We start from the raw sequence: 24,705 nt of genomic DNA, 5'->3' as shown, positions 1-24,705 counted from the left end.
TATGAAGAAAATCACAGTATTTGTCATTTTATTATTTCTGATCAGTAGTCATTTATTCTCAGAGTCACCTTACCAAAAGGACAAGGACGATAAAGAAATCAAACCAGATTGGGATTGGAGTCCAGGCTCGGATAAAAAATCTCAGATCGGCAAAGAAGATTCTTTGAACTCCGAAACCCTCAAGGAAAAAAAGTTACCTAAAACAACTGATTTTTTTGTCTATGGTGCGTCGATTGGATCACCGGCAAGTATCAACTTCAATCTTGGCTACTATTTTAAAGACTTCGTGATACGCGGGTCAGGTGGGAGATGGAGACCTCATTGGTATGGCGGGCAAATCGATTTTGGTTATACGTTTTGGAAAACTCCTGTCATCACTCATAGTATATCACTTGTTGCAGGTGCTTTTCAAGTTGACCCATTTAATCCTGAAGTGGGGCGCGGGGGTCAAACATCCTACCCTACTGGACTGGATGTGCCGGGATATCAAAATCGAAATCCTACATATGAGGACATTCTGATCCGCTCCTATGTTACTTCCGTAGATCCTACGGCTGCCTTCATTCTGGAATATGAAAGCAGGGACAGACAAAAAGTATATTTAAAACAACAATACCTCGGGCTTACTTACGACATTTTACTTGGAAACTTCTTTCTTCAGTTAGGAGGAGGGATCGGCCAGGGAGATTATAAAAATCCTCAACTTCTCTTACAGATGGGGTATCTTTTTGACACGAGGTCAAACCAATGATCAAAGATTTTATAGAAAAAGCGTTACAATTCAAACTTTATACACTTTCTGCGGCTTTAGTCTCGGTCCTTTTTGGAATTTGGGCATGGGTAGATATCAGAAAAGAAGCCTACTCGGATATTGCTGACACGCAAGTGCGTCTAATTGCCAAGTTTCCTGGGAAAGCAGCTGTGGAGGTTGAAGAACGAGTCACACTTCCCATCGAACGCGTATTAAATGCAATTCCAAAGGTTTCGGTACGTAGGTCGAGAACTATCAATGGTCTCGTGGTATTCCAATTCGTTTTTGAAGACGGTACAGATGATTACTTTGCACGTATGCGCCTTATGGAAAGAGTGGCCGATGCCGACTTACCGGAAGATGTCCATCCTTCTTTAGGTCCGATGAGTTCACCCGTGGGTGAGATTTACCGTTATGTCATTGAATCAAGCGGAAACCATACGCCGATGGAACTTCGAACGATTCAGGACTGGATTGTCATGCCTAAGATGCTCCAGATACCAGGGATTGCCGATGTAGTCACATTCGGTGGGCTTCCGAAACAATTCCACGTAGTGACTTCTCCAGACAAATTAATTCGATATAAATTAACGATACGAGATGTCATCACCGCCATCCAAGAAAACAACTTAAACACAGGTGGAAATTTATTACTCCAAGGGGAGCAAGGCTTTCCGATTCGATCGCTCGGAGCCATTCGTGATCCAAAACACATTGAAGATATAGTCGTAAAAACTGTAAATGGCGTTCCTGTCTTCATACGTGACCTTGGAACAGTCGAGATTTCACATCCGATACCAAGCGGTGTGCTCGGATATACGATACAGAACGACATAGATGGATTGATCGATGTTGACTCCTCTGTACAAGGGTTAGTTGCCATGAGACGTTGGGGTGACCCGAATGAGATGGGGGAACGAATACGTGCAAAGGTCAAAGAAATCAATGAAAACTATTTACCTGAAGGCGTACAGCTTCGAAATACTTATGATCGAACAGACCTTGTAAATTATACATTACGAACGATTGGTAAAACATTAATTGAAGGTATCGTAGTTGTCAGTTTAGTATTAATTTTCTTTATCGGTAGTGTTCGAGCATCCCTTGTCGTTGTCGCTACCATACCATTCGCCATGCTGTTTGCTTTTTTACTAATGAACCTAACGGGCATTCCGGCAAGTTTGCTCTCGCTAGGTGCCATCGATTTTGGTATCATCGTAGACGGTGCTGTAATTATGGTAGAAAATATCATGCGGCGTTACAGGGATGCGACACCAGCAGAAAAGCAAAAAGGTATCCTTGTTTTTACAAGAGATGCATCGGCAGAAGTAGGAACAGAAATCCTCTTTTCAATTTTGATTATCATATTGGCGTATCTACCTATTTTTTCATTTGAGAGAATCGAAGGTAGACTCTTCAAACCTATGGCCTTTACAATCTCTTTTGCCATACTAGGTGCTCTCATTTTTGCGATGACAGTCATTCCCGTCATCATGTCGATCATCTATCGTAAGTATTTTGAATCGGCAAATCCTGGACCAATCGAATGGCACAATCCTTTTTATCATTGGCTTGAGAAGAAATATGAAATTTTGATAAAATACATTGTAGAACGATCTCGCAAGGTGGTGAAAGTCACTTTCAGTGTCGTTACAGTATTGCTTGCCATCGGAATGTATGCAATGGGAACCGAGTTTTTGCCAGAGATGGATGAAGGCGGTTTTAACATTCGAATTTTCTTTCCCGTCGGTATTTCTCTCCCAGAAGCAAGAAAGTTCATGCCTAAAATTCGCCAAACAATTTATAAGAATGAACAAATTGCAGTTGTTTTATCACAGTTAGGTCGAAACGACGACGGAACTGATCCGCTTCCACCAAACAGGCTAGAGGTGCTCATCGGATTAAAAGACTATGATGATTGGAAAGAGAAGATAACGAAAACTCAACTACTGCTGCGAATGAGAAATGACCTAGAAGCAACTCTTCCCGGAGCTCGCATTAGTTTTTCTCAGCCAATCATGGACAATTTATCGGAAGCCATCATGGGGACGATTGCCGATTTGGCAGTTTTCGTTTCAGGCAATGACTTAAAAGTCATGCGAGATATCGGAACTGAAATCTTAGATATTGTTAAAGACATGAAAGGGGCTAGCGAGTTTGGAATCGAGCAAGAAAACCAAAGTCCCCAACTCACCATCAAAATCAATCGTGAGGCAGCCGCTAGATTTGGCATCAACGTCATTGATATCCAACAAATGATCGAGGCAGCCATCGGAATGCAAAGAGTGAGTACTCTCTATGAAGGTCCATCGGATACGCCACCCAAAACGCCAGCACGTTTTGGAATTGTAGTGAGATTTTCAAAGGATTACCGTGCCTCCAAACAGGCGATTGAAAATATGCCGATCATCTCGCCGAAAGGTGAACGCATTCCACTATCTCAACTTGCCGATATTGATTTGATCGACGGTCCAACGATGATCTTTCGACAAGAAGGACGACGTGTTGTTACCGTTCGAACAAATGTTAGGGGAAGGGACCAGGGTGGATTTGTTGCAGAATTGCAAAAGAAAGTCAAAGAAAAAATTAAATTACCAGATGGTTACGAAATTAGATTTGGTGGGCAATATGAAAATTTAGCCCGCGTAGGTAAAAAATTAGCAATTGTAATTCCAATTACTATTCTAATTATCTTTGGCGTATTGTACATGTTATATAGAAATTTAAAATATGTATACGTAGCTCTCGCTTGTATCCCACTCTCACTAGTTGGTGGGATCTATGCGCTCTTATTACGTGGTTACTATTTTAACGTATCAGGTGGTGTTGGTTTCATATCCTTATTTGGGATTGCAACGATGTCAGGAGTACTTTTTGTATCCAGAACGAACCATCTACTCATCGATGAGCCTAACATATCTACCAAAGATGCTGTAAGTAAAGCAGCCGTGATCCAGCTTCGTCCCATGCTTATGACGATGCTCCTTGCTTTACTTGGATTGATTCCAGCGACTCTAGGAACGGGTGTTGGTTCCGACATCCAAAGACCACTAGCAACCGTAATTGTTGGTGGACTGTTCTCTGCAATGTTACTCGTTTTAACCATTCTTCCGTCTCTTTATCTGATGGTAGTCGGGGAAAGAAAAGAGGTATCTTCGAAGGAATATTTTCCTAGCCGAACATTTGATTCTAGCTTCGCACATTCTGCTGAAGAATCAGAACTGTCTTCGTATGAAGAAAAGAAAATCGCGAAAAAAAGCAAGAAAATGAGTAAAAAAAGAGATGGATCCGCTGGCTCTTAAAAATACAAATCATTAGAAAATACACATTTTGAAAGCCTTACCAATTCATGAGATTGTTTAAGGCTTTTTTATTTTCATCATATCACCTATTTTCCTTTTGATATTCAATTTGACTCGCTCGATTCAATTCTTTAACCTAAGCTAATTGTGCCTACCCTCCTTCGCTATCTCTATTTCGGCACGATGGTCTTAGCATTTAGCAATCCCTTGTATTCTCAGGAAAAAACCAAGCGCATCGAACTTCACGAAGATAAAAAACTCGACGAGGAAGAGTTAGCTCATAAAAAAGAGGGTTTTTATTTCAATGCCCTTCCGCTTTTTAGTTCTGATCCTGTTCGAGGACAAGGGGGTGGCCTACGGACAAACTTATTTTTTAACGGTAAAAAAACCGATGAATACTTCGAATACCAACCTTATCAGTACAAGGTGAGTTCCCAACTCTTCCAAACTAACCAGGGCGTGAGAAATTATTTCATCTCTTTAGATACTCCTTATATTTTCGAAACCGCATTTCGATTCAAGTCGAGTCTTGGTTGGGATTATAACCCGAATTCTCAGTATTTCGGTGTCGGTGAAAAATCCCTAGAAACATTAAAGGAACGTCCGAGAAACCAACCAGGATATGGTGATTATGATAGCCCCAATTATAATGGCTATGAGGAAAATCAATCTTATAGACGTCCTGCATTTAAGCCTTCTGAAATTGCAGGAGGGAATTATTCAGACCAAGGTTACAATAGTTATACGTTCAATTCAACAACCTTGTTCAACAGTATTGATTATACTTTTTGGAAAGCGTTTAAATGGATCGGGGCTAGTGAGATTTCCAAAAATATCATCCGGCATTCTGACAAGGCCTGGTCGCCTTCAAAAGATCCTTTGTTTGGCGACGCCCTTTGGGAAACATCAGTTCCAAATAGTGAGTCAAAATTAACCGAAGATTTTTTAGCGGGAAGGATCAAAGGATATAATGGTGGTCAGGCGAATTATTTCAGGACAGGCATTGCCTACGATACCCGTGATTTCGAACCAGACCCAGATAGTGGGATTTTGGTTGAGTTCAATATTGCGAATGTATCCAAAAACACTGGTTCCTCTTTTGATTATAATAAATTATTCTTTCAGATGAAATACTTTAGAAAACTATTTCCTTCGGTCTTTGAAGAACTTGTTTTTGCCACTCGCATTGCAGGATCATACTCCTCATCTGGTACTCCTTTCTCTGAAATCAGATATATGTGGAGCGTGGACGGTCCCCTAACGGGCATTGGTGGATTGCAGACAGTCCGAGGTTATAGACAAGATCGTTTTATTGGTACCATGGCTGGATTCGGAAGTTACGAAGTAAGATGGAGATTTGCCTCACTGAAAATGGGTGAACAAGAGTTTACCTTTAGTTTCGTCCCTTTTTATGATTATGGAAGAGTCTGGGATTCAGAGAAAAAAATCGGATTGCAGAGCTATAAATTTTCTTACGGAAGTGGATTACGCATTATCTGGAACCAGGCGACAGTGATTCTGATCGATTTAGCGAAGTCAAAAGAAGACACACAGCTCTTCATCGACTTCGCGCATGCCTTTTAATTGTCCGTTTCAAAATACGCGCATTTGAACTTTCACTTACATAAAATTATTTCTATAATTTCATAGAGAAGGCCACGACAAGGAAATCTTCCTTCTTGGAAGTAAGTGAGTTTCTATACTCAAAGACCGCGTCCGCAGACCTGCGGTAGGCATACTCAAATCGCAACAAACCAGGATGAAACGAGAGGATATCAAAGGTTGTCGTATATCCATTTGTCATAAATCCATTTCGTGTTCCAGTTGATGCAACAACTTGCAAAGGATCATACATGCGTTCCAATCTAAAACTCAATCGATAATCTGGAGATAGATTGAAACTAATCCAGAATGTTCCATGGTACCACTGTTTGTATGCACTCGCCGCCGCATCTCGGTAAGGAGATGAAAAAAGAGCTGGATTGTAACTTTGTAACCAAGGTTCATAAACTAAACTTTGTTTGGCTTTCTGTGCACCAATATCAAATTGTCCAGCAAGCGACAACCACTCCAAAACATTCCATTCAAGAATGGTGTTATTATAAAGACGAACTTGCCTTCTTTCATTGTCTGGCGCATCATTTCCCACATACTGATTGAGGGTCATACTTAATTTTGGAGTAAATAAATATTTAATTTGGCTCCCGAAGGATTTATCCCTATTTGTATCCGTGATGATTTGCCATCCATTTAAGATCTGAAGTTGCATGCTCAATTTATCTGAAAACTCATGTGAAAGTTTTACGCCTGTAGAGTAGTAAGGCACGTAGTCCAGTGCGAAAGCTCTCGTATAGTTCCAATTCTGCTGTGAGATCCAAGATTCACGTCCGATATTTCCAAAAAAGATACCGCCATCAACCCATGTTGACTTAGATAATCTAAATCCTACATAGGCTTCTTGTATATTTTTAACAGAAGCTTGGTTTGAAGTTACATCCTTTGAAATCTCTCCCGCATAATTGCTGTTTACTGATGTCCCCCATTGCAGTGCTATCCTTCCTCTATACTTATCTTCTTCTACCTTTACATCGATATGCGCTAAGTTGATATTGAACTCATTGTTTCTTACACCTTGTGTCGTGAACTTTCGCTCTGTACCTTTAGGTAAATTGAGATTGTATAGGTAGTAGGCATCGATAAAAGCACCAAATTTCAGAGACTTGGGCAATACCTGATCAGTCGGCAAAGGGTTGAAAGGTTTTGTGTCAGTCGTTTTAACAGAAGACTCCTTTTCGATCGCTTCTGAAAAGATCGAGAGAGACAAAATGAAAAATAAAATACAAAATTCTTTAATCATTATAATTACTATTTAAGCATAATGATTAAAGAATAGCTAGACAAGCGAGATTAAGAAAAATTTTTCATAATTAAGAAACCATTAACCTTATTTTTTCTTGAGAAGTGTTTTGATTTCCTCGGGAAAATTTCGAAACTCTTCAGGAACTGAAATCAACTTTTTGCGGTACTTTTTCTTATAGTCTTTCTTAAACTTTGTATGGCAGGATTTACAGGAATCTTCTGGTTTACCAACTGCCAGTTTAGAATCTATAATCTCTTTCCATTCCGCCTGTTCGTCAGCCGGTGCCATAGCAGAAACTTTTTCAAGAATCTTATTTAGATACTCTGCATTTCCTTGCTTGTCGTATAACTTTGTGGCTGGTTTCGTATAGTCTTCCATAAAATCATGAAGGGTCATCTCAGACTGATAGGTTTTACTTTTTTTTTCGGAGTAAATGACCAAAGTGAAACAAACAAACAAAATAAATGAACTGAAGAGTAATGATTTTTTCATAGAATGTTCCTATTCGTAGATTGCAGAACAGTTATAGTGATAGGCTTGGATACTGCAAGTCCGATTTTCTGATCATCTTCTGTTCAATTTTCAGATTTCCAAGTCCTCTTAAGTTCACCTTTTCCGAGTATTCATCTCTGAAATTCCCGAGTTCTCTGCAAAATTCATCGTTAAGTCCAGCCAACTTTCGTGTCTCTGGAAAATAAAAAAATCCTTTTGCCCTTCTAGGTGTCAGTGGATACTCAAGTAATGATAGATAATGGCTCCACTCTAATGACGTAGATGTCGTTTTGTTTTGAAGGATTCTAAGTCCTCTTTTCACGTGTTTCACTTCATCCTCAAAAACTTGATTCATGATTTTGGCAGTTTCGAAATCTCCAAAGTGAAGAAAGGCTTGGGTATAAATTTGAGAAAAATCCAAATTTGCCCCTTCAAAAGAAATCGACATAATGGCACTAAAAGACTCCAAGGATTTCATTTTAGGAATTTGTTTCCAGAACATATAATTTAGAGGGATATCTCCAAACTGGATTCCAAAATCATTCATGCGATTAAGATAAAGCTTTAGATGAAATTGTTCTTCCTCTATTGTTTTAAGAAAACCAAGTTTAACCCTTTTTGGAGCATCCGGAAAGGCTAACAAAGCAAATGCGAATAATTCGATAGCCATCAATTCGTGATTGGCAAAATGGTGCAAAGTCAATCCACGTGCAGAAGGCTGGTTCAGGTGTTCTACTCTCGGAATTTTCGTCCTCTGATCGGAAAACATTAATGCCGCAGGACGATTCGGTTTTTCAATACGGAGGGGATTTTTTTCGTCATCCTCTTCCCAAACTTTTGCTGGTGCTAAAAATTTATCCTCTAGAGAATCGGAAAGTAACAAATGTTTTGCGTATTCGGATATTTTCATTTTATGGATTGAAGGAATCTCTAAGGAATAGAATCGTGAATTTGGGATTTACTGAAAGCTTTTTTTACACATGAAAAATCTTAGTTTTTTTACCCAAGTTTATGCCACAGTGCAAAAGATACCGTATGGCAAGGTAACAACCTATGGGACCATTGCACTAATCCTTGATCATCCTCGGGCGGCCCGTGCCGTAGGTTATGCACTAAATGCCTTAAAAAAAGAAGAAAAATCACAATCTATTCCCTGGCATCGCGTTATCAACGCCAAAGGACAGATTTCTTTCAAGGGAGATACACCAAGGGCCATTCTGCAAAAAAAATTACTGAGCTTCGAGGGAATTGTATTCGACAACACAGATTCGATTGACTTTAAAAAGTATGGCTGGTTCAAATCTTAAAGTATGAAACGTTTTCCTATTACACTCAGTATTGCTGGTTCCGATTCTGGAGGTGGCGCAGGCATTCAAGCAGACCTCAAGACTTTTACCTCACTGTCTACATTTGGGACAACGGTAATGACTTGTCTGACAGCACAAAATCCCGATGGAGTGGCTGCGATACATGAGGTGCCCGTAACTTTCATAAAATCACAAATGGATGCCGTACTAAATTATTTTCCCGTTAGCGCCTGCAAAACAGGAATGCTATTCTCGGAAGGCATCATATCGACCGTTAGCGATATTTTATCTCAGAACCGAAAGATTCGACTCGTAGTTGACCCTGTTATGATTGCAACAAGCGGCGCAAAACTTCTACAAGACGATGCGATTGAAGCCATGAAATCCAAACTCATCCCACTTGCTGATATCATCACTCCAAATTTAGATGAGGCTTCCCATCTCTTAAACAGAATGATCGCTGAGTACGATGAACTCGGGACTGCTGCAAAGGAACTCTATGCTATGTTTAAAGTTCCGATTCTACTAAAAGGAGGTCATCTTAAAAATGCGAAAGAAGCGATTGATATCCTTTTCGACGGCCAGTCAATGTTTGAATTTAAAAAGCCCTTTATCAAAAATGCAAATACTCATGGAACAGGTTGCACCTACTCCTCAGCGATTACCTCTTATCTTGCAAATGGACTTTCCCTACAAGAAGCCGTTGGGCGCGCCAAAGATTACATCCAAAATTGCATTGAAGATTCGATACAAACGGGAAAGACCACTCACCTGAATCATTTCCCTTATCGTTAAAAATTGAGACTAATATTCGATATTAAGCTCTTTTATCTTTTTATCCAATGTGTTTCGATTGATTCCTAAATACTTTGCGACGCGTGTTTTGGTGTATCTAAACTTTTTCATGGCGTATTGAATGAGTCGTGACTCGACTTCATTCACAACGATCTCCATTGCCTTTCCATCTAAATTATCTAACTGCCCCGGTGTTAGTTTACCAGAGGTTAGGTCCAAAGCTTCAGCATTAGCAGGTATTTCCACATGTGTAACGCTCGCAATCTCTGGATTGGTTTCTGCATGTTGATCCACACTGAATACGAGATCAGAAAAATCATCTTCCGTTAACAATTCATCTTGCGATAATACTACCGCTCGCTCTATCACATTTTCAAGTTCTCTAACATTTCCGGGCCAACGATATTTTAACAGCAGTCGACTTGCTTCCCTTGAGATCCCTTTTATGTTCTTATTGTTTTCTTTGGCGTATTTATCCAAAAAGTGACTTATAAGTAGCGGAATGTCTTCTGTCCGTTCCCTTAATGCAGGAGTGTTAATTTTAACAACGTTTAGACGATAAAACAAATCTGCACGAAATTTTTTCTCAGCGACTAGTTGCTCTAACTCCGCGTTGGTGGCAGCAATAATTCGGACATCTACCTTTTTAGCTTTTGTGGAGCCTACAGCTTCTATTTCACGTTCTTGTAAGACTCGCAAAAGCTTAGATTGAAGGTTTAAATCCATCTCTCCGATTTCATCTAGAAAGATGGAACCGGTATCGGCTAACTCAAATTTACCTTTTTTGTCACTGACCGCACCGGTAAATGAGCCCTTTTTGTGTCCAAATAGTTCACTTTCGAGTAAGTTTTCTGGGATGGCGGCACAATTGATCTTTATGAAAGGATTCTCGGAACGCGCGCTATTATAATGGATCGCATTTGCTATCATCTCCTTTCCCGTACCAGACTCGCCAGTAATGAGGACGGATGCACGAGAATCAGCAACAAGCTGAATCTTCTCAAACATTTTTTCCATTGCTGTTGCTTTACCAATCAATGTTCCAAATTTATATTTATTCTTAAGTTCTCTCTTTAACTGAATATTTTCCCTTGAAATTTCTTTTTTTGCTTCCTCCACAAGATTTTGAATCTTAATCGATTGCGAGGTGATAGACGCAACAACTTGAAGGAAGTCCAAATACGATTTCAGGTCGGTATGTTTATTTTGGACAATAAACGCATTGACCACTCCCAAAATATTTTGCTCACTTAAAATGGGAGCACAAAGTAAACTAACATTATGCGGATCATGTTTGAAATGAGATAGATAGCCAACACGGTTTAAAAAATCGGGATGATTGGCTACGGATTCGATGATCATCGGTTCGCCAGTTTCAAATACCTTTCCTGTGATACCCTCTCCTGGCTGATACGTTCCTTTTTCTACCTCTTCCGGAGACAAACCAGAAGCCGCAACAATCTTTAAAAGACCATCCTCTTTATTATAAAGTACGATACTACCTTTCTCTAGTCTCAGTGATTTATCTATAGTTACCATTATCCCTTCAAAAATTTCGTTTAGATCCAAAGTAGTAGTAACAACTTTGGAGATTTCGATTAAGGTTGCTTGGATTTTGGTTTTCTGTTCTAAATTACGAATAGTCTGTAAATTTTTAAAGACCTGACCTGCTTGGTTTGCAAGAACGCTTACGATTTCAAGCATCTCCGCCGTAAAGGCCTGCAACCGGTTCGAGTCTAGAGAAATGATTCCGATGATTCCATCCTCGACAATCATTGGAGCAACTAACTCTGATTTGATATCTTCCTTTACCTGTATGTAATCTGGATCCTTGGAAACATCGTTGATCAGCTTTGCTTTGCCTGTTGATGCGGCCAGACCCGTGATCCCTTGCCCGATTTTGAGTTTCGTATCGCGTAAAACTTGTTGGTTCATTCCGCGCGAGGTCACGACATCCAAGACCCCCGATTTTTCATCGATGAGCATGAGAGAACCCGATTCTACGCCACAAATCTGGATGCACCTGTCTAAAATGAGCTCAAGTAGCCCGTCGGGGTCCTGTGTCGAATTCATCGCGGTTGCCACGTCATGAATCGACTGAATCGGATTGATTTTCTTTGTACTCATATCATTTGCTCTTAAAATCTACGCACTGCATAAAATAACGACAAAATAGCACTGCTTAATTATATTTCATACTGCCTCATTCAAAGGCAATAAACTTATTGTTTAAACATTTAGACTCGGTAATTCCCGATTGTGCGAGAATGACCTAGTTTTGCTTATACTTTAAGCATAAATTGTACCAACTCCCACAGATCTTGGAAAATACTTGTAGTATCTAAAAAATTCAATTCTACTATCCTTTAAGTTACGAAGATGGATATGAACCCTGTGGAAGAGACGTTTTGCCTACTTTGCCAAGAACCACAGGTGCCGGATGGAATCACCAATCAGGGCAGATTCTACTGCCGTACTTGCGATAAGGAATGGATACTCGAGAAACGTAAAATCCCACGTGCGGCAAAAACGGTTCTGAGCTCCGAAGAGAAAACAGAATTTCTTTTAGATTGCCTTTCGCTCTTCAACTCTTCTATGGGTTTAGATGACTTACTTTACCGCTTTACGGAACTTATACGAGATAGACTCAAAAGAGAAAAGCTTGCCATCTTCATCGCAAATCTAGAGCTAGGCGATATCCGTTTAGCGTTTTATTCGGCCAATCAAAAGAGTTTACAACGTGCAATCAAACGCATTCACATTGATTATGATTTAAGCTTTGGAATTCTTGTTGAAAGTATGGCTAAACGGGAAACGAAATTTTACGCCCTTGCCGACCAGTCGCATCCTTTTTATAAGTTTTATGGTGATCTAACTGGTACAAAAGCTCAGCTTGTAATTCCCATACTTTATGCAAATACTGCAGTTGGTATGTTAGCTGTCGATTATGAAGACGAAGATATTGAACAACATTTAGAAGACCAAGATATTTTGCAACTCGTAGTAGGTCAATTTGCTGTTTCTCTTCGCAATTCTCTTCTTTACTCGAAATCTCAAAATCAGTCAAAAAATTTCCAGAGTCTGCACACGGCAGCGCTTACACTGAGTAAATTATATTTAGATAATCATCATGAGATGATTCGAATGATTTTACTTACTTTATCAGGCATCGTAGAATCAAATGTGGCTTGTTTAATTGAAAAACCTAAAACGACGATGACAGTGAAGGTATTCAAATTACAACGCGATCTTGATAATTTTCAGATCGATACCGAAACCAGCATGATCAATGTAGCAAGTCTTTTCCACCTAATGAATGCTAAAGAAACTATAACAATTGATCCAAAGGATTACCCCTTATTTTCTACATTGGGCGTGATCGGAAAGGAGATAGTAATACTTCCTGTTACTTTAGATAATGGTACAGATTGTATTTTTGTTTTAGCAAAACCTGACTCACGATTTCCACAAGATGAGATAGAAGCATTGAACGCGTTTGTTTCTCTTGCCCGCATCACCATGGAAAATGCGACTCTTTATGCAAATTTGTCAAAAAAGGAACGACTCGAAAAAGAAATAGAAATCGCAAAGGAAATCCAACTGACTCTTTTGCCGAGAAAAATTCCCGAAACTGACTATCTTTCTTTTGGTGGCTTTATGATGCCTGCTCGTGGAATCGGAGGCGATTACTATGACTACATCATTTCTCCAAATCATAAAGAAGTATTTTTATGCATCGGTGATGTAAGCGGGAAAGGGGTTGCTGCAGGTTTAGTGATGGCTACGGTCAGAACCATTCTCCATTCTCTCGTTCGTGTTAAAGATTCTCCTTGGGAGATCATTAATGATATAAACAACTACCTCTATTCAAGTTATAGGGATGCAGTGACTCCGAGATTTATGAGTTTAATCTTAATTCGATGGAATTTGGAATCAAATAAGATTGTGGTTTCAGGGGCAGGTCATGGCAATTTTTATATCCATCGAGGAATTGCGAATACTTTAGAGGAAGTGGAGACGGGAGGAGTCATACTCGGAATCACACCCGATATCTCAAATTTCAAAAATGAAGAATCTGTATTTATGAAAAAAAACGATACCATCTTAATGTTTACCGATGGAGTCACAGAAGCTTATAATGAAGCAGAGGATCAGTTCGGTGAAAGTGCGCTTAAGAAGATTTTTCTAGATTCGATTCAAAGCGAACCGAAGATAATTTTGGAATCGATCTACAGTGAAATAAAAAAATTCATGCGTGATAAAGAACAACACGATGATATTACGATGGTCGCCATTCGCAAATTATGAACTTTCCCCGAGAGATCCAAAATATATTAGAATCCTTGATTGACCGAATCGGGAGAGAACAAGTTTTAAAACCATCTTTCGGTAAATACGCACTTATTTCCTACTCTGGCGGAAAGGATTCAAGCATCTTACTACTGTTTTATGAATACTTGCATTCCAAATATTTAATCCCTCGGCCTCACATCTTCCATCTCAACCATCAAATACGAGACAATGATTCCCAAGAAAACGAAATTGTTGACTTCATTCGTTCTCGTTACCCACACTTTGACCTAAAAAAAAAAATATTCCTAACCTAGCAAACCGCCTTTCCAAAGGTTTGGAAGAAACGGGACGACTCGTCCGGTATAAAATTCTAGAAAAAATCTCCAATCAATTGTCTGGGTACTATGTAACAGGACATCACTGTTTCGATTATGGCGAGTCCATTCTCATGCACTTGACAAGAGGTGCTGGAGCCGGTTCTTTTCATACGTTACAACCAAACAAGGGTAGGCGTTTTTTGCCTCTAGTCTTTTTAGAAGATGCTGAACTTTTAAAGATGTATGATTTTTTACCAAGCTTATACCCAATCTTTGAAGACGATTCAAACGTTGATATTGGTTTTAAAAGAAATAGGATACGAGCGGAAATCCTACCGCTCCTAATCAAAGAAAATATGGACTTCCATAAATTCTACTGGAATTTTCATGAGTGGGAATCTTTTTCATTCTTTGATGAGAGGGAGCTAAACGAACAAATTATAAAAAGAAAATCTGAGTGGTTTCAGATTCCAAAACAAAATTATGAGCATTTAACAAAACAGCAATTAAAGGGCATTTTAGACTCCTATCTTTCCATTCTAAATTTTCCTCCATTATATAAAAATGCCTTTGAGAATTTTCGAGAGCAACTGGGGCATGGTAGAGCTCATCTGGAATCAAATGGATATTTCTTATTACGGGAGCAATCGGAATGTATATATATATTTCGTAAGGATTCCGCAGTATTTAAGTCAGTGGAATCTTTTTGGAATGAAAATATATTCACTGCTAAATGGAATCACCAGATAAGAACTTTTGAATCCGCGGAAAAGGATTTGATGATACGTATTCAGAGTCCAGGAGAAAAAATGCAGATGAAATACGGGAAAAAGGAAGTATCCGAAATCTTTCGTGAATGGAAAATTCCTCTTCTTCTTAGGAACCATATTCCCATTCTTTATAAAAAAAACCTACCAATCAGGATCCTGTTTTCTATGTTTGATCCATCCCTATCCGATTTCCCAAAAGCGATATCAGAATCTCAATGAATACCTCCTCAGGCAACCCTTACCACGAAGAAATACACTTTCCTAATACATATTTTGTGTCTTCCATCGGATCGTTTGCAGAGGGTGCTGATTTACCAGAGGAGCCACTTCTCGGCTTTGTCGGTAGGTCGAACTCTGGAAAATCTTCACTCTTAAATGCGATTACCAACAAAAGAGGACTCGCAAAAGTCTCAAAAACACCAGGAAAAACAAAACTGATCAATATTTTTGGGACGAAAGCCGGCTTTAGTTTGATCGACTTACCTGGATTTGGTTATTCGAAGGCTTCTTACAAAGAACATAAAGATATGATGCTCTTACTTGATCAATTTCTAAACCTAACAAAAAATCTCAGATTTTTATTTATACTATGTGATGCAGCAAGGACTTTGCCAGAAGAAGAAATGCAAATGGTAGAAACATGCCATCAAAAAAAGATCATTCCTGTTGTAGTAAGGACGAAAGTAGATAAATTAAATCAAAAGGAAAAAAACTTGGTTCAGAAAGATATGGAGCTTGCGATGAATGAGCTTGGTTTTACTTTTCCATTGTTTTTTACTTCTACCAATTCTGGGAAGGGGATCAATGAAATAAGAAAGTTTATTTTAGAGAAAATGAAGGTATCTTTGCCAGCAAATCTGGGTTAGATTAAAGTATTTACGAACTGGCCTGGTTTTGTTTCGTTTCCGACTTGCATAATTCCGAGTACGTCGGAAAGCATCTTACTCCGAATGTCTGTCAACAGGTCAAAGGACTCCTTGAGTGCCTCTTTCATTTTTAAAATTCTAACTTGTTCTTCTAACCTCTGTTTTTCTTTCGCGATCTCGTGAGTGCGTTCATTTTTTTGGGTTTCCTCTTTCGGATCTTTGCCTTCAGCTGCGATTTTCGTTTTCTCACTTTCCAGTTTCACAGAGAGTTCTTTAATTTTTGTCTCTAATTCTTCTTTCTTTTCTCGTTCGCTGATTTTTAAAGGATTTGCTTTCGGCTCTTGGTTCTCTTTTTTCTCTTCTTCTAAAGAATTTGCATATATATCCTTAAAGGATTTACCATCAGAGTATGGTTCGAGGCTCGCATCGGCAGATTTCCTTTCTGGTCGCTTGCTTGTAATTGCTGAGGTTTCGCCACTGACTGCGACCATGCGACCGTCACGCAGCTCATAGTTGATCTTGACATCAATATTGCGAACTTCGCTGCCAGAACGATACGCTTCACCACGAAATTCCTGTACATGACCCATTTCGTGAGCAATCACATGTAGCGGGGAGAGAGTTTCAGGCGAACTCTCCAGCCTTCCGTGACCTACATAACTCACCCGTCGATCCGCTAGAGGATTTAACTGAGTGGCACTGGGCTGTAGAGCGATGCGATTCATGGTGTTTTGTATCCGAAGTTACCTAAATGGTACTTCGGCAACTCCATGAATTAGATTACCAAAAAATCGGAAAAAGGAAAGAAATTTCTGGAAGCCCCTCAGGGGAGAGGCTGGGAATCGACAAGACTTAGTAGCTTTTTACGCAGCGAAGGTAATTTCGTTCTGTCTTGACCGTTTTTATTTCCTGACCGAAGGACTGTCTGTCAAAGGAAATGGAGATCGCAGTTTCACCCGGCAAATCCGTTACTTCCGACAGATTCGACCAGTATTCGCCCTCTACCGTATTTGGAAATCGAGCAAGAACCGCATTTCTACCCGTTGCCGTCAATCGTTGCAATTCATACGGATTGGGAACACGGTATCCGCCGCTACTATCGATTACAAGTGCATTACATGCGTTAAATGCCTCACTGCTTCCAACAATCGCAATTTCTGACGTGGCGATCAATGTTTGTGGAGGTGCTACGCGGTTGCAAGCATGCGTACGAGAATCACAAAACGCAACGGTTTTTGCGCCATACCTGTAGGGATCTTGTGGATTTAAGACAGATCCAGTAACAGCGCCCTGGCAATCGTTTGTAGCACTTCGATACACCTGACCGAAGGAACACTTTTGCCAAATGAGTCGTAAATTTGTATCGGTGATCGTCCCATTCGTATTGTCGATCATATTGACATTGGAAACGACTCCAAGAAGAGCCACGTTAAAGTCATCATTCGTGAATCCGTATGTCTCTTTTTCGGGTTTTGCTTCGCAGTTCCCAAGGAGAGCTGCAAAAAGTAGAAGAAGGATTAGTTTATAATATTTATTTTCTTTCATACGCCTATGTGCCTAAAATATGTGATTAAAATTCACGAATAGCTGCGAATCTTCGGATGACTTAGCATAATCGAAATAGATAACAGTGGCTTGGTTCCAAGGAATTCTGAGTCCGATACCGCGTGAGTGTTTGTATCCTTTCAAGCCTATATCTGCTGTTCGATCCCAAACCCTTCCCACATCATAGAAGGGAACCAATTGGAAGTCAAAGTGCTGACCCCAAAGATCCGTGGAGGCAAATTTCCATCGAATTTCGAAGTTCGCATAGGCCATAGTCTGGCCCACAAAACGATCTTGTTTGTAACCGCGAATGGTCGTTCGTCCACCTAGACCAGACTGGTTTGTTTCCGTTCCCCACATGTTTCTGTATTCATAGAAAGGGGCATCACCGTTTGTTTGGACGGCACCACCACGGATGGCAATGACTAACTTCTCGAGTAATTCGGGAGGCTTTTTCGTAAAATAAGTAACAGGGCTAACGAAAAGTCTTCCAGATACGAAGTTTTTATTAAAATCGTAAGTGGAACCTGCGCTCTTCGAAGATCTTTCATGCGTATATTCTAAAAACAAACCACGGTTCGGATCTGGTTCAAAATCTCGGGTATCATAAACGATACCTGCGCGAACCGTATTAACAAATCCACCTTTGAATCCAAGTATCTTATCATCATTGTTATCGCGTGTTAAGCGAGTTTCTCCTTGTGGAGTTGTGAGTGTTCTGTCTGTATCAAAAAGCCCAAGCGGAAATCCAGCAATTTGATCAAAAGCACCAAATTTTGAATCATAAGACTTTCCATCATAGGTACGAACGATCTGCTTCGATAGACGAATCCCTGTTACAGCACGAATCGTTCCTCCAAGAAAGGAATATTCACCCGAAGTTCCGAAGTTAGGGTTTTCGATGTCATAACGATTGTATCTAGAATTTGTGACAAAAGGAGCTTCCCCGACACCAGCATCTCCTGGTCGTCGGTAAGCTAAGTTTGCCTCGTAGTCATTAAAATTGGCATTTCGAACTAAATTTCCAGAAGGGTCATTTCTCTCCAGGTAAGATAATGGCTGTAATGTTTTTTCACCAATGCCAAAGTAAAGAGAGTTTGGATTTCGGTCATAAATCAAATCGGCCCTAAGGCGCCATTTTGTATCAAAGATGTACGGAGCGTCTATGCTTGCCCAATGGTAAGGAGCATTTTTTGTCGTATTAAAGTATTGGGCAAAAACTCGGAATCGATACGGTGTGTACTCGAACAAAGGATTTTTACGATCCCCATTGTAAAGATAAATCACCCGAGCTCCGTAACCGATACCTACGTTCGGGTCAGAATTGATCAGAGGTAAGCCTGTAAAATAGCCGCCTTCTTTTTTCTTCTCGACGTCTTTTTCTGACATCCTTTTCTTTTCGTCGATTTCAAACGGTAAGTCGGTTCTTGGTTCCCTTACTGCCTGTGCAAGGAGTGACAAGTTTGAAAATAGAGCTAAAATGATAGCGCTTTTGATGAAATTAGAATTCATTATCCACCTATTTGCCTAAACAGGCTTGGTAATGGTTCTGAATGGAATTAAAAATGTCAAATAAATTCGGATATTTATGTTTTTTACGTTTTAATCTTGTCTAGTATGACAATTGACTCATCTTGTTGCACGATTTCCCCAACACGATGTAAAATTTCTTTCACAGAACAAGCAAAGGGTGCCTTGATCGCATTTTCCATTTTCATTGCCTCTAGAATGAGGATCGTTTCTCCTTGGGCAAATGTTTTGCCAATTTCAGCGAAGAGCTGGATGATCTTTCCTGGCATGGGGCTTTTGATTTCTGGCGAGGTCGAGTGAGTGAACGCGACTTCCCGCTCTTTCCTCCGAAACGACCAGGTTTCCCCTTGGAAATGTAAAAAAAGTTCCGATTTTACCTGTAGATAGGTCAGGCGATGGCCATCTTCAAATAGGATTTCCCCGCCAAATGGTTCTCTGTCGAGAACGGCCTCCACTGGGGCTACTTTCCATTTATGAACCTCGCGACCATCGTTTATTTTTAGAAAATTTTCTGACACTAGGACGGAAAAATCGCCGCTGGCGGTCTCAAATCGGTGGTTCATCGGTTTTGCTCCTCAACAAAGAGCCAGGGATCCGAGTCTCGAGTAACGGAGCTGGCAATTCCGGCAAGTGCAAGTCGATCCAAAAGGCTAACCTTACGCTGCTTCAGGTCCTCCTCCTTACTCGCAATAAAATGAGTAGATACCTTTCCGCTTCGAAACTCATCCATCGAAATTAGAGATTTCAAAAAGCTAACATTTGTAACTGGACCGAAGACTATAGTTTCATCTAACACAGAAACCATTTTATCAATGGCCAGAGCTCTATCTTCAGCCCAAACGATGACTTTGGCAATCATGGGATCATAAAAAATAGATATCTCTGAACCAGACTCCACTCCCGAATCAATGCGTATCCCCTCACTTTCGGGAAAAGAAAGAGCGTGGATTTTACCGATCGAAGGCAAAAATTGGTTGGAAGGATCTTCGGCATAGAGCCTAACTTCTATGGCATGTCCCGACTGCTTTGGAGTTTCTGGTAACCTCCCACCTTCGGCAACGCGAATTTGTAATTCTACTAAATCGAGGCCCGTCGTTAGTTCGGTTACTGGATGCTCTACCTGTAATCTGGTGTTCATTTCTAAAAAGTAAAACTCTCCCCCTTCACCTAAGATGAATTCAACGGTTCCTGCGCCTTCATAGGCTACTGCTTTCGCGGCTTGTACGGCGGCTTCCGCCATTTTTTGTTTCAACGCAGAGGGAAAATTAGGAGCGGGGCTTTCTTCTACAACCTTTTGATGTCGTCTTTGTAAGGAACAATCACGTTCATGAAGATGGATTACATTCCCATGAGTATCACCAAATATTTGAAATTCCACATGACGAGGATTCAAAATATATTTCTCAAGAAGGATTCGATCATCACCAAACGAAGACAAGGCTTCTCTTTTTGCAGATAAGATGAGTGGTTCAAGTTCATCCATGGAGTCGACTCGACGCATTCCCTTTCCTCCTCCACCAGCGCTCGCCTTTGCCATGATAGGAAATCCGATGATCTGTGCTTCCTTACGGAAGCGCTCCATGGTTTGGTCCTCGCCTTCATAACCGGGTACCACGGGAACATCATACTTAGCCACTAACAAGCGTGAACCTATTTTATCACCCATGGCTCGTATCGAATCAGGCTTTGGTCCCAAAAACTTAATTTTATGTTGGTTTAATTTCTCAGCAAATTCAGCATTTTCGGAAAGGAAACCATAGCCAGGATGCACTGCATCGGCGCCTGTCTCGAGTATCGCAGAAAGAATGACATCCTGGTTTAAGTAAGACTGCCTAGGTTCCGAAGGTCCAATGAAAATGGCCTCATCCGCAAGACGAACATACATACTGTCCTTGTCTGCTTCGGAATAGACCGCTACTGTTTTGATTCCTAATCGTTTCGCAGTACGGATGACCCGAACCGCAATCTCACCGCGATTCGCAATTAGAATTTTTTGTATGTTCATCATGGATAGTTTCACTCTCCATGATGACTTTAAATAAATCAACTACGATTGGAAGGGAGTTGACCAGAACTAAAAAAAGGCTTTGATGGAATAGAATGAAACGTTTCTGGCATCGACTCTCCGAATTTGATAGACTGTTCCTTACTTACTTAGCCTCCTTTTTAACTTTATTCTCTGTTTTCCGTGTTTTATTTTTCCTACTCTACTCTTATCGTATCGTCCAGTTTGATTGGCTTACGATCTGTTTCACATTCGCAATCGGTATTAGGTATGATTTAGCAACCTCAGCCATGATTCTCGGGTTACCTTATGTTTTATCTAAAATGAGTTTTTTAAATCGATACTATGCCTTTCGATTAGTTTGGTCTTTTCTTCCGATACTCCTCTTTATTTGGAGTTTCGGACATTTGACAAGTGACTTACTCTATTACGAAAATGCCAACAAACACATAGGATACGAGGCTATTATTTTTTTTGCGGACCTACCGTTATTAATCAAATCCGCGCTTATGGAAAGTCCTTACTCGATGAGTGCCATCCTTTTGGGATTTGCCTGCCTGATGATTGTCTTATTTACACTTTACTTTAAATATAAAATTCTGAATCGAACGGATAATACATCTCTATTAAGAAATATTGCAAAAGGTTTGGTTGGTTCTATTCTCATCATACTCGCTATCCGAGGCGGAGTCCAACAAACACCTCTAAGAGCAAGTAATGCCATTGTCGGCGAAGATACATTCACCAATAACATTGCACTTAACGGTATCTATACGACTGTTATGGATTTAAAGAGTCAATCGATTCCTCAAATTCATAAAATGGGAACCTATGAAGCAACCCAGATATTTCAAAAGGAAACTGGCTATGAAGGAGCTGAATTTATTGGCGGAGAAGAGTTTCCTTTGCTCCGCCGACAAATGGAAACAAATGATGGTAAATTTCCAAATATTGTTCTTATTTTTCAGGAATCTTGGACAGGAAAATTTGTCTGGCCTATCAGCAATGGCATCATTCATGGCAAAGAATTAACACCTTACTACAATCAGCTTGCACGTCGAGGTCACTCTTTCAAAAATTTTTATGCAAACGGAGGTCGAACCTCTAATGGACTCATGTCAGTTCTCACCGGAATTCCCGACCGACCCGGATTAACAGCTGTTCGTTCTCACCAAATATTGGGGAATTTTTCTGGCCTAGGAACCGTATTTCAAAAATGGGGTTACGACACTATATTCATTACTGGCGATGACTTACAATTTGATAATCTTGGAAAAATCATCCCTCATTGGGGGTTCAAGAATTTAATTGGGAAAAAAGAAATCGCAAACTCCGGAAAATATAAGATTGGGGCCTGGGGCTATGATGATGAGGATATTTTTTCCATTTTACACGAACAGATGAATGATTCCTATTTAAAAGGTAAACCATTCCTGGGAACAGCATTAACTATGACTACACATTATCCGTATAAGGTGCCGGATAAAAAATATGAAATCTTTGATCCATCGATCCAAGATTATGATTATTTAAATACCTACCATTATTCAGATGCAGCTTTGAAAGATTTCATCACTAAGATAGAGACTGAACCCTATTTTAAAGATACGATTTTTGTTTTCGTGGCAGACCATACTCACCATCGCTACCTATCTTATTATGAAGATCGAAATGTACCTTTTTTAATTTATTCCCCCTCAAAGATAAAGGCAAAATTAGATGATACCATTTCCTCCCAATTGGATGTTTTTCCAACGATACTTGGGTTAGTTGGCAAAGAGACTACTTTCTCGGCCATGGGCAGGAATCTTCTTGCTAAAAACTTGGGGCCGGGAAAGGCTTATTTTGCATATGGCGCAGCTTACGGATGGATTGAAGGAAATCAGTTCGTATATCAGTGGGTAGATGGAGAAAAAAGTTTACACTTTACGGCAAATCCTCCATATACAGAACATAAAGAATGCAATCTCTCTAAAGAAGTTTGCGCCTCATCGCTTTTGAAAGCAAAATCCTTCTTTAATCTTTCCATCGATTTGATGAATCAAAACAAAATTTTTCCAGGAGAAACATCGGATGCCGATTCGAAATAAAATACAGAATGTACCCGTATGCCTAGAGCGAAATATGAGTGTCTCGTTTTGGTGGTTTTTTGATAGCTTACCACAGAAGGCAGTCGTCGAATCAAAGATTTATGATAGATACCATGACATCAGTTTGCTACTTGAGATCGATTTATCAAAACAAACCATTATCGAGTCTGAGATAGAGGAAAGAAGAACTCCTTTCTCTTCATGTCCTGGAGCCATCACCAATTATGATTTTTTGAATGGAAAAAAATTCAATCGGCCTGCTTTAGAAATCATGTTAAGAGAGCACATCCCCCTCTCCAAAAACGGATGCATTCGTATTGATCAACTTTTATTCTATGCGGTAGATAACTTTATTTCGGCATTAGGCTACGAACTTAAAAGCAGACAACTCCCCAAAGAATGGAATGAAGAATATCATAGCCAAGAATCAAAACCTTTTGCTGAACGAAGTGCTGCTGTTCACCAATGGTGGATTAAAGACCGAGTCATGAAAAATAGTTGTTTTACGATGAGTGCAGATTTTGAAAATTTAGAGGCAAGAGAGAAGCTGAACACTTCACTTAGCATCACACCATTGCTATTGGGACTTCGAAAAGGGAAATAATTCAATCTAGTAATCTTACCGACTTGAAGAAAAATGAATTTCTTTTTTTCGGACTTTCGTTGCATTTTGAGAGTGTTCCTATAAAAATGTAGTTATCGATAGCCTACTTACGTTCACTTTTTTAACCAAATGAAATTTTTCACGTCTCAATTTAGAATCTTCTTCCTTGTGTTCTTTTTTTTATTTAGCCTGACGCCCGTTAATGGGAAAAAGAAGCAACCACGTCCTGTTTTTAAAATTGCGTTTGGTTCCTGCCTGGATCAAAATCTGGAAATAAAAATCTGGAATTCGGTTTTAACCAAAAATCCAAACATATGGTTATGGTTAGGTGACAATATCTATAAAGATACCGTGGACATGAATGAAAAACAATCTGCCTATGAGATCCAAAAAGCAAATCCAGAGTATCAAATACTGAGAAAAAAGACGAAGGTCTTAGGAATCTGGGACGATCATGATTTTGGTTACAATGATGTAGGCGAAGAATATCCAATGAAAAAAGAGAGCAAGGATCTCTTTTTGAAATTTCTGGATGTTCCACAAAATGCAGAGATAAGAAAGCATGAAGGAACATATTCTGTCGAGAATATCATTCACGAGGGCATAAAGATAAAACTGATTCTTCTCGATACACGGAGTTTTCGATCTCCCCTTGTTTCAAAAATAAATGAGCTTGGGATTAAAGAGTATGTTGCCAATTATGAAAAAACAGCAACGATTCTCGGTGAAGGACAATGGAATTGGCTTGAGAAACAACTCAATGAAAAAAGCGACGTAATCATCATCGTTTCCAGCATACAGGTATTAAACGATTCTCATCGATTTGAGAAGTGGGGAAATTTTCCATTAGAAAGAGAAAAGTTACTTGCTATGATAGACAGGTATACTTCCGGAAATGCGATGTTTCTATCTGGGGATAGACATATCGCTGAAATCTTTCAAGAAAAGTTAAAATCGGGTAATACCATTTTGGACATTACCTCCAGTTCCTTAAATAAACCGATACCAAATCGCGTGCAAGATGATACAGATCCGAGAAGGATAAGCAGCGTCTATGCAAAAGAAAATTTTGGTTGGATTGAAATTTCTAAAGAGAAACAGAGTATCGCTGTTGATATCTCAATCCAAGGGATCGATGAGGAAGCCTTACATACAAGGATCAATCCAAAAAAGTAAGT

At 39.8% G+C, this 24,705-nt stretch carries 21 protein-coding genes; 12 read left to right on the top strand and 9 right to left on the bottom strand.

The features are described from left to right. Position 1: 1 nt before the first annotated feature. The 3 genes from EHQ58_RS09730 to omp85 (EHQ58_RS09720) all read left to right on the top strand — a co-directional run bounded on the left by EHQ58_RS09730 (position 2) and on the right by omp85 (EHQ58_RS09720) (position 5,637). Positions 2-751 (top strand): hypothetical protein, encoded by a 750-nt coding sequence (locus EHQ58_RS09730; RefSeq protein ID WP_135623704.1) that lies wholly within the window; start codon positions 2-4, stop codon positions 749-751. After that, on the top strand, positions 748-4,053 hold the full coding sequence (locus tag EHQ58_RS09725) for an efflux RND transporter permease subunit (protein WP_135623703.1): 3,306 nt from the start codon (positions 748-750) through the stop codon (positions 4,051-4,053). The genes EHQ58_RS09730 and EHQ58_RS09725 overlap by 4 nt, the downstream gene beginning before the upstream one ends. A gap of 183 nt (positions 4,054-4,236) precedes the next feature. Beyond that, a complete protein-coding gene (omp85, locus tag EHQ58_RS09720; protein WP_135623702.1) occupies positions 4,237-5,637 on the top strand; it encodes an Omp85 family outer membrane protein in 1,401 nt (466 codons plus the stop codon). Between the two features lie 52 nt (positions 5,638-5,689). On the opposite strand, the gene EHQ58_RS09715 is transcribed toward omp85 (EHQ58_RS09720), so the two are convergent. From EHQ58_RS09715 to EHQ58_RS09705, 3 genes are all read right to left on the bottom strand, one after another. Further along, on the bottom strand, positions 5,690-6,910 hold the full coding sequence (locus tag EHQ58_RS09715; RefSeq protein WP_135623701.1) for a porin: 1,221 nt from the start codon (positions 6,908-6,910) through the stop codon (positions 5,690-5,692). 87 nt (positions 6,911-6,997) lie between these two features. After that, a complete protein-coding gene (locus tag EHQ58_RS09710) occupies positions 6,998-7,405 on the bottom strand; it encodes a hypothetical protein (RefSeq protein ID WP_135623700.1) in 408 nt (135 codons plus the stop codon). Positions 7,406-7,436: 31 nt separating this feature from the next. Then, the gene (locus tag EHQ58_RS09705; RefSeq protein ID WP_135623699.1) at positions 7,437-8,315 is read right to left on the bottom strand and encodes a DUF455 family protein; all 879 of its coding nucleotides are present in this window, start codon (positions 8,313-8,315) and stop codon (positions 7,437-7,439) included. A gap of 70 nt (positions 8,316-8,385) precedes the next feature. On the opposite strand from EHQ58_RS09705, the gene EHQ58_RS09700 reads away from it, so the two are divergent. Together EHQ58_RS09700 and thiD are read left to right on the top strand one after the other, a co-directional pair. Further along, positions 8,386-8,712, top strand: a complete 327-nt coding sequence (locus EHQ58_RS09700; protein ID WP_135623698.1) for an MGMT family protein — start codon at positions 8,386-8,388, stop codon at positions 8,710-8,712. A gap of 3 nt (positions 8,713-8,715) precedes the next feature. Next, positions 8,716-9,507 (top strand): bifunctional hydroxymethylpyrimidine kinase/phosphomethylpyrimidine kinase, encoded by a 792-nt coding sequence (gene thiD, locus EHQ58_RS09695; RefSeq protein WP_135623697.1) that lies wholly within the window; start codon positions 8,716-8,718, stop codon positions 9,505-9,507. Between the two features lie 9 nt (positions 9,508-9,516). On the opposite strand, the gene EHQ58_RS09690 is transcribed toward thiD, so the two are convergent. Beyond that, positions 9,517-11,580, bottom strand: a complete 2,064-nt coding sequence (locus EHQ58_RS09690) for a sigma-54-dependent Fis family transcriptional regulator (protein ID WP_167883592.1) — start codon at positions 11,578-11,580, stop codon at positions 9,517-9,519. Between the two features lie 306 nt (positions 11,581-11,886). Between EHQ58_RS09690 and EHQ58_RS09685 the strand changes: the two genes are divergently transcribed. The 4 genes from EHQ58_RS09685 to yihA are packed head-to-tail and all read left to right on the top strand — an operon-like array spanning position 11,887 to position 15,753. Continuing rightward, positions 11,887-13,815, top strand: coding sequence for a GAF domain-containing SpoIIE family protein phosphatase (locus EHQ58_RS09685; RefSeq protein WP_135623695.1), 1,929 nt, complete (start codon positions 11,887-11,889; stop codon positions 13,813-13,815). Continuing rightward, complete coding sequence (locus EHQ58_RS19005) at positions 13,812-14,114, top strand: PP-loop family protein (RefSeq protein ID WP_135623694.1); 303 nt, start codon at positions 13,812-13,814, stop codon at positions 14,112-14,114. The genes EHQ58_RS09685 and EHQ58_RS19005 overlap by 4 nt, the downstream gene beginning before the upstream one ends. Further along, positions 14,102-15,106 (top strand): tRNA lysidine(34) synthetase TilS, encoded by a 1,005-nt coding sequence (gene tilS, locus EHQ58_RS19000; protein WP_281277110.1) that lies wholly within the window; start codon positions 14,102-14,104, stop codon positions 15,104-15,106. Before EHQ58_RS19005 ends, tilS begins: the two co-directional genes overlap by 13 nt. Next, on the top strand, positions 15,103-15,753 hold the full coding sequence (yihA, locus tag EHQ58_RS09670; RefSeq protein WP_135623692.1) for a ribosome biogenesis GTP-binding protein YihA/YsxC: 651 nt from the start codon (positions 15,103-15,105) through the stop codon (positions 15,751-15,753). The genes tilS and yihA overlap by 4 nt, the downstream gene beginning before the upstream one ends. On the opposite strand, the gene EHQ58_RS09665 is transcribed toward yihA, so the two are convergent. The 5 genes from EHQ58_RS09665 to EHQ58_RS09645 all read right to left on the bottom strand — a co-directional run bounded on the left by EHQ58_RS09665 (position 15,750) and on the right by EHQ58_RS09645 (position 20,836). Then, positions 15,750-16,478: a hypothetical protein gene (locus tag EHQ58_RS09665; RefSeq protein WP_135623691.1), complete on the bottom strand. Its 729-nt coding sequence runs from the start codon at positions 16,476-16,478 to the stop codon at positions 15,750-15,752. The genes yihA and EHQ58_RS09665 overlap by 4 nt on opposite strands. A 127-nt stretch (positions 16,479-16,605) precedes the next feature. Then, positions 16,606-17,298 (bottom strand): surface adhesin Lsa25, encoded by a 693-nt coding sequence (gene lsa25 / locus EHQ58_RS09660; protein ID WP_135623690.1) that lies wholly within the window; start codon positions 17,296-17,298, stop codon positions 16,606-16,608. 12 nt (positions 17,299-17,310) lie between these two features. Further along, positions 17,311-18,810 carry an Omp85 family outer membrane protein gene (omp85, locus tag EHQ58_RS09655; RefSeq protein WP_135623689.1) on the bottom strand — a complete coding sequence of 500 codons (1,500 nt, stop codon included), beginning with the start codon at positions 18,808-18,810 and terminating at the stop codon, positions 17,311-17,313. A gap of 83 nt (positions 18,811-18,893) precedes the next feature. Continuing rightward, the gene (locus EHQ58_RS09650; protein WP_135623688.1) at positions 18,894-19,391 is read right to left on the bottom strand and encodes an acyl-CoA carboxylase biotin carboxyl carrier protein subunit; all 498 of its coding nucleotides are present in this window, start codon (positions 19,389-19,391) and stop codon (positions 18,894-18,896) included. Then, entirely contained in the window at positions 19,388-20,836 is a 1,449-nt protein-coding gene (locus EHQ58_RS09645; RefSeq protein WP_135623687.1) for an acetyl-CoA carboxylase biotin carboxylase subunit, read from the bottom strand. The genes EHQ58_RS09650 and EHQ58_RS09645 overlap by 4 nt, the downstream gene beginning before the upstream one ends. Before the next feature lie 92 nt (positions 20,837-20,928). On the opposite strand from EHQ58_RS09645, the gene EHQ58_RS09640 reads away from it, so the two are divergent. The 3 genes from EHQ58_RS09640 to EHQ58_RS09630 all read left to right on the top strand — a co-directional run bounded on the left by EHQ58_RS09640 (position 20,929) and on the right by EHQ58_RS09630 (position 24,703). Continuing rightward, the gene (locus EHQ58_RS09640) at positions 20,929-22,923 is read left to right on the top strand and encodes an LTA synthase family protein (RefSeq protein ID WP_135623686.1); all 1,995 of its coding nucleotides are present in this window, start codon (positions 20,929-20,931) and stop codon (positions 22,921-22,923) included. A 34-nt stretch (positions 22,924-22,957) separates the two neighbouring features. Next, a complete protein-coding gene (locus EHQ58_RS09635; protein WP_167883584.1) occupies positions 22,958-23,527 on the top strand; it encodes a DUF2889 domain-containing protein in 570 nt (189 codons plus the stop codon). A gap of 129 nt (positions 23,528-23,656) precedes the next feature. Beyond that, complete coding sequence (locus tag EHQ58_RS09630; RefSeq protein ID WP_135623684.1) at positions 23,657-24,703, top strand: alkaline phosphatase D family protein; 1,047 nt, start codon at positions 23,657-23,659, stop codon at positions 24,701-24,703. Positions 24,704-24,705 lie beyond the last annotated feature (2 nt).

Source organism: Leptospira ognonensis (assembly GCF_004770745.1).
Taxonomy (GTDB): domain Bacteria; phylum Spirochaetota; class Leptospiria; order Leptospirales; family Leptospiraceae; genus Leptospira_A; species Leptospira_A ognonensis.
Note: the sequence above shows the minus strand (reverse complement) of the source record. Positions and strands in the feature narration are given on the sequence as shown.

Bases quoted from the DNA above. Each gene is read 5' to 3' on its own strand.
- EHQ58_RS09725 (WP_135623703.1), top strand. From the start codon at position 748: ATGATCAAAGATTTTATAGAAAAAGCGTTACAATTCAAACTTTATACA.
- EHQ58_RS09650 (WP_135623688.1), bottom strand. From the start codon at position 19,391: ATGAACCACCGATTTGAGACCGCCAGCGGCGATTTTTCCGTCCTAGTG.
- EHQ58_RS09705 (WP_135623699.1), bottom strand. From the start codon at position 8,315: ATGAAAATATCCGAATACGCAAAACATTTGTTACTTTCCGATTCTCTA.
- EHQ58_RS09645 (WP_135623687.1), bottom strand. From the start codon at position 20,836: ATGATGAACATACAAAAAATTCTAATTGCGAATCGCGGTGAGATTGCG.
- EHQ58_RS09635 (WP_167883584.1), top strand. From the start codon at position 22,958: ATGAGTGTCTCGTTTTGGTGGTTTTTTGATAGCTTACCACAGAAGGCA.
- yihA (WP_135623692.1), top strand. From the start codon at position 15,103: ATGAATACCTCCTCAGGCAACCCTTACCACGAAGAAATACACTTTCCT.
- omp85 (WP_135623702.1), top strand. From the start codon at position 4,237: ATGGTCTTAGCATTTAGCAATCCCTTGTATTCTCAGGAAAAAACCAAG.
- EHQ58_RS09685 (WP_135623695.1), top strand. From the start codon at position 11,887: ATGGATATGAACCCTGTGGAAGAGACGTTTTGCCTACTTTGCCAAGAA.
- EHQ58_RS09730 (WP_135623704.1), top strand. From the start codon at position 2: ATGAAGAAAATCACAGTATTTGTCATTTTATTATTTCTGATCAGTAGT.
- EHQ58_RS09715 (WP_135623701.1), bottom strand. From the start codon at position 6,910: ATGATTAAAGAATTTTGTATTTTATTTTTCATTTTGTCTCTCTCGATC.
- omp85 (WP_135623689.1), bottom strand. From the start codon at position 18,810: ATGAATTCTAATTTCATCAAAAGCGCTATCATTTTAGCTCTATTTTCA.
- EHQ58_RS09690 (WP_167883592.1), bottom strand. From the start codon at position 11,580: ATGAATTCGACACAGGACCCCGACGGGCTACTTGAGCTCATTTTAGAC.
- EHQ58_RS09700 (WP_135623698.1), top strand. From the start codon at position 8,386: ATGAAAAATCTTAGTTTTTTTACCCAAGTTTATGCCACAGTGCAAAAG.
- EHQ58_RS09640 (WP_135623686.1), top strand. From the start codon at position 20,929: ATGAAACGTTTCTGGCATCGACTCTCCGAATTTGATAGACTGTTCCTT.
- thiD (WP_135623697.1), top strand. From the start codon at position 8,716: ATGAAACGTTTTCCTATTACACTCAGTATTGCTGGTTCCGATTCTGGA.
- EHQ58_RS09630 (WP_135623684.1), top strand. From the start codon at position 23,657: ATGAAATTTTTCACGTCTCAATTTAGAATCTTCTTCCTTGTGTTCTTT.
- lsa25 (WP_135623690.1), bottom strand. From the start codon at position 17,298: ATGAAAGAAAATAAATATTATAAACTAATCCTTCTTCTACTTTTTGCA.
- EHQ58_RS09710 (WP_135623700.1), bottom strand. From the start codon at position 7,405: ATGAAAAAATCATTACTCTTCAGTTCATTTATTTTGTTTGTTTGTTTC.
- EHQ58_RS09665 (WP_135623691.1), bottom strand. From the start codon at position 16,478: ATGAATCGCATCGCTCTACAGCCCAGTGCCACTCAGTTAAATCCTCTA.
- EHQ58_RS19005 (WP_135623694.1), top strand. From the start codon at position 13,812: ATGAACTTTCCCCGAGAGATCCAAAATATATTAGAATCCTTGATTGAC.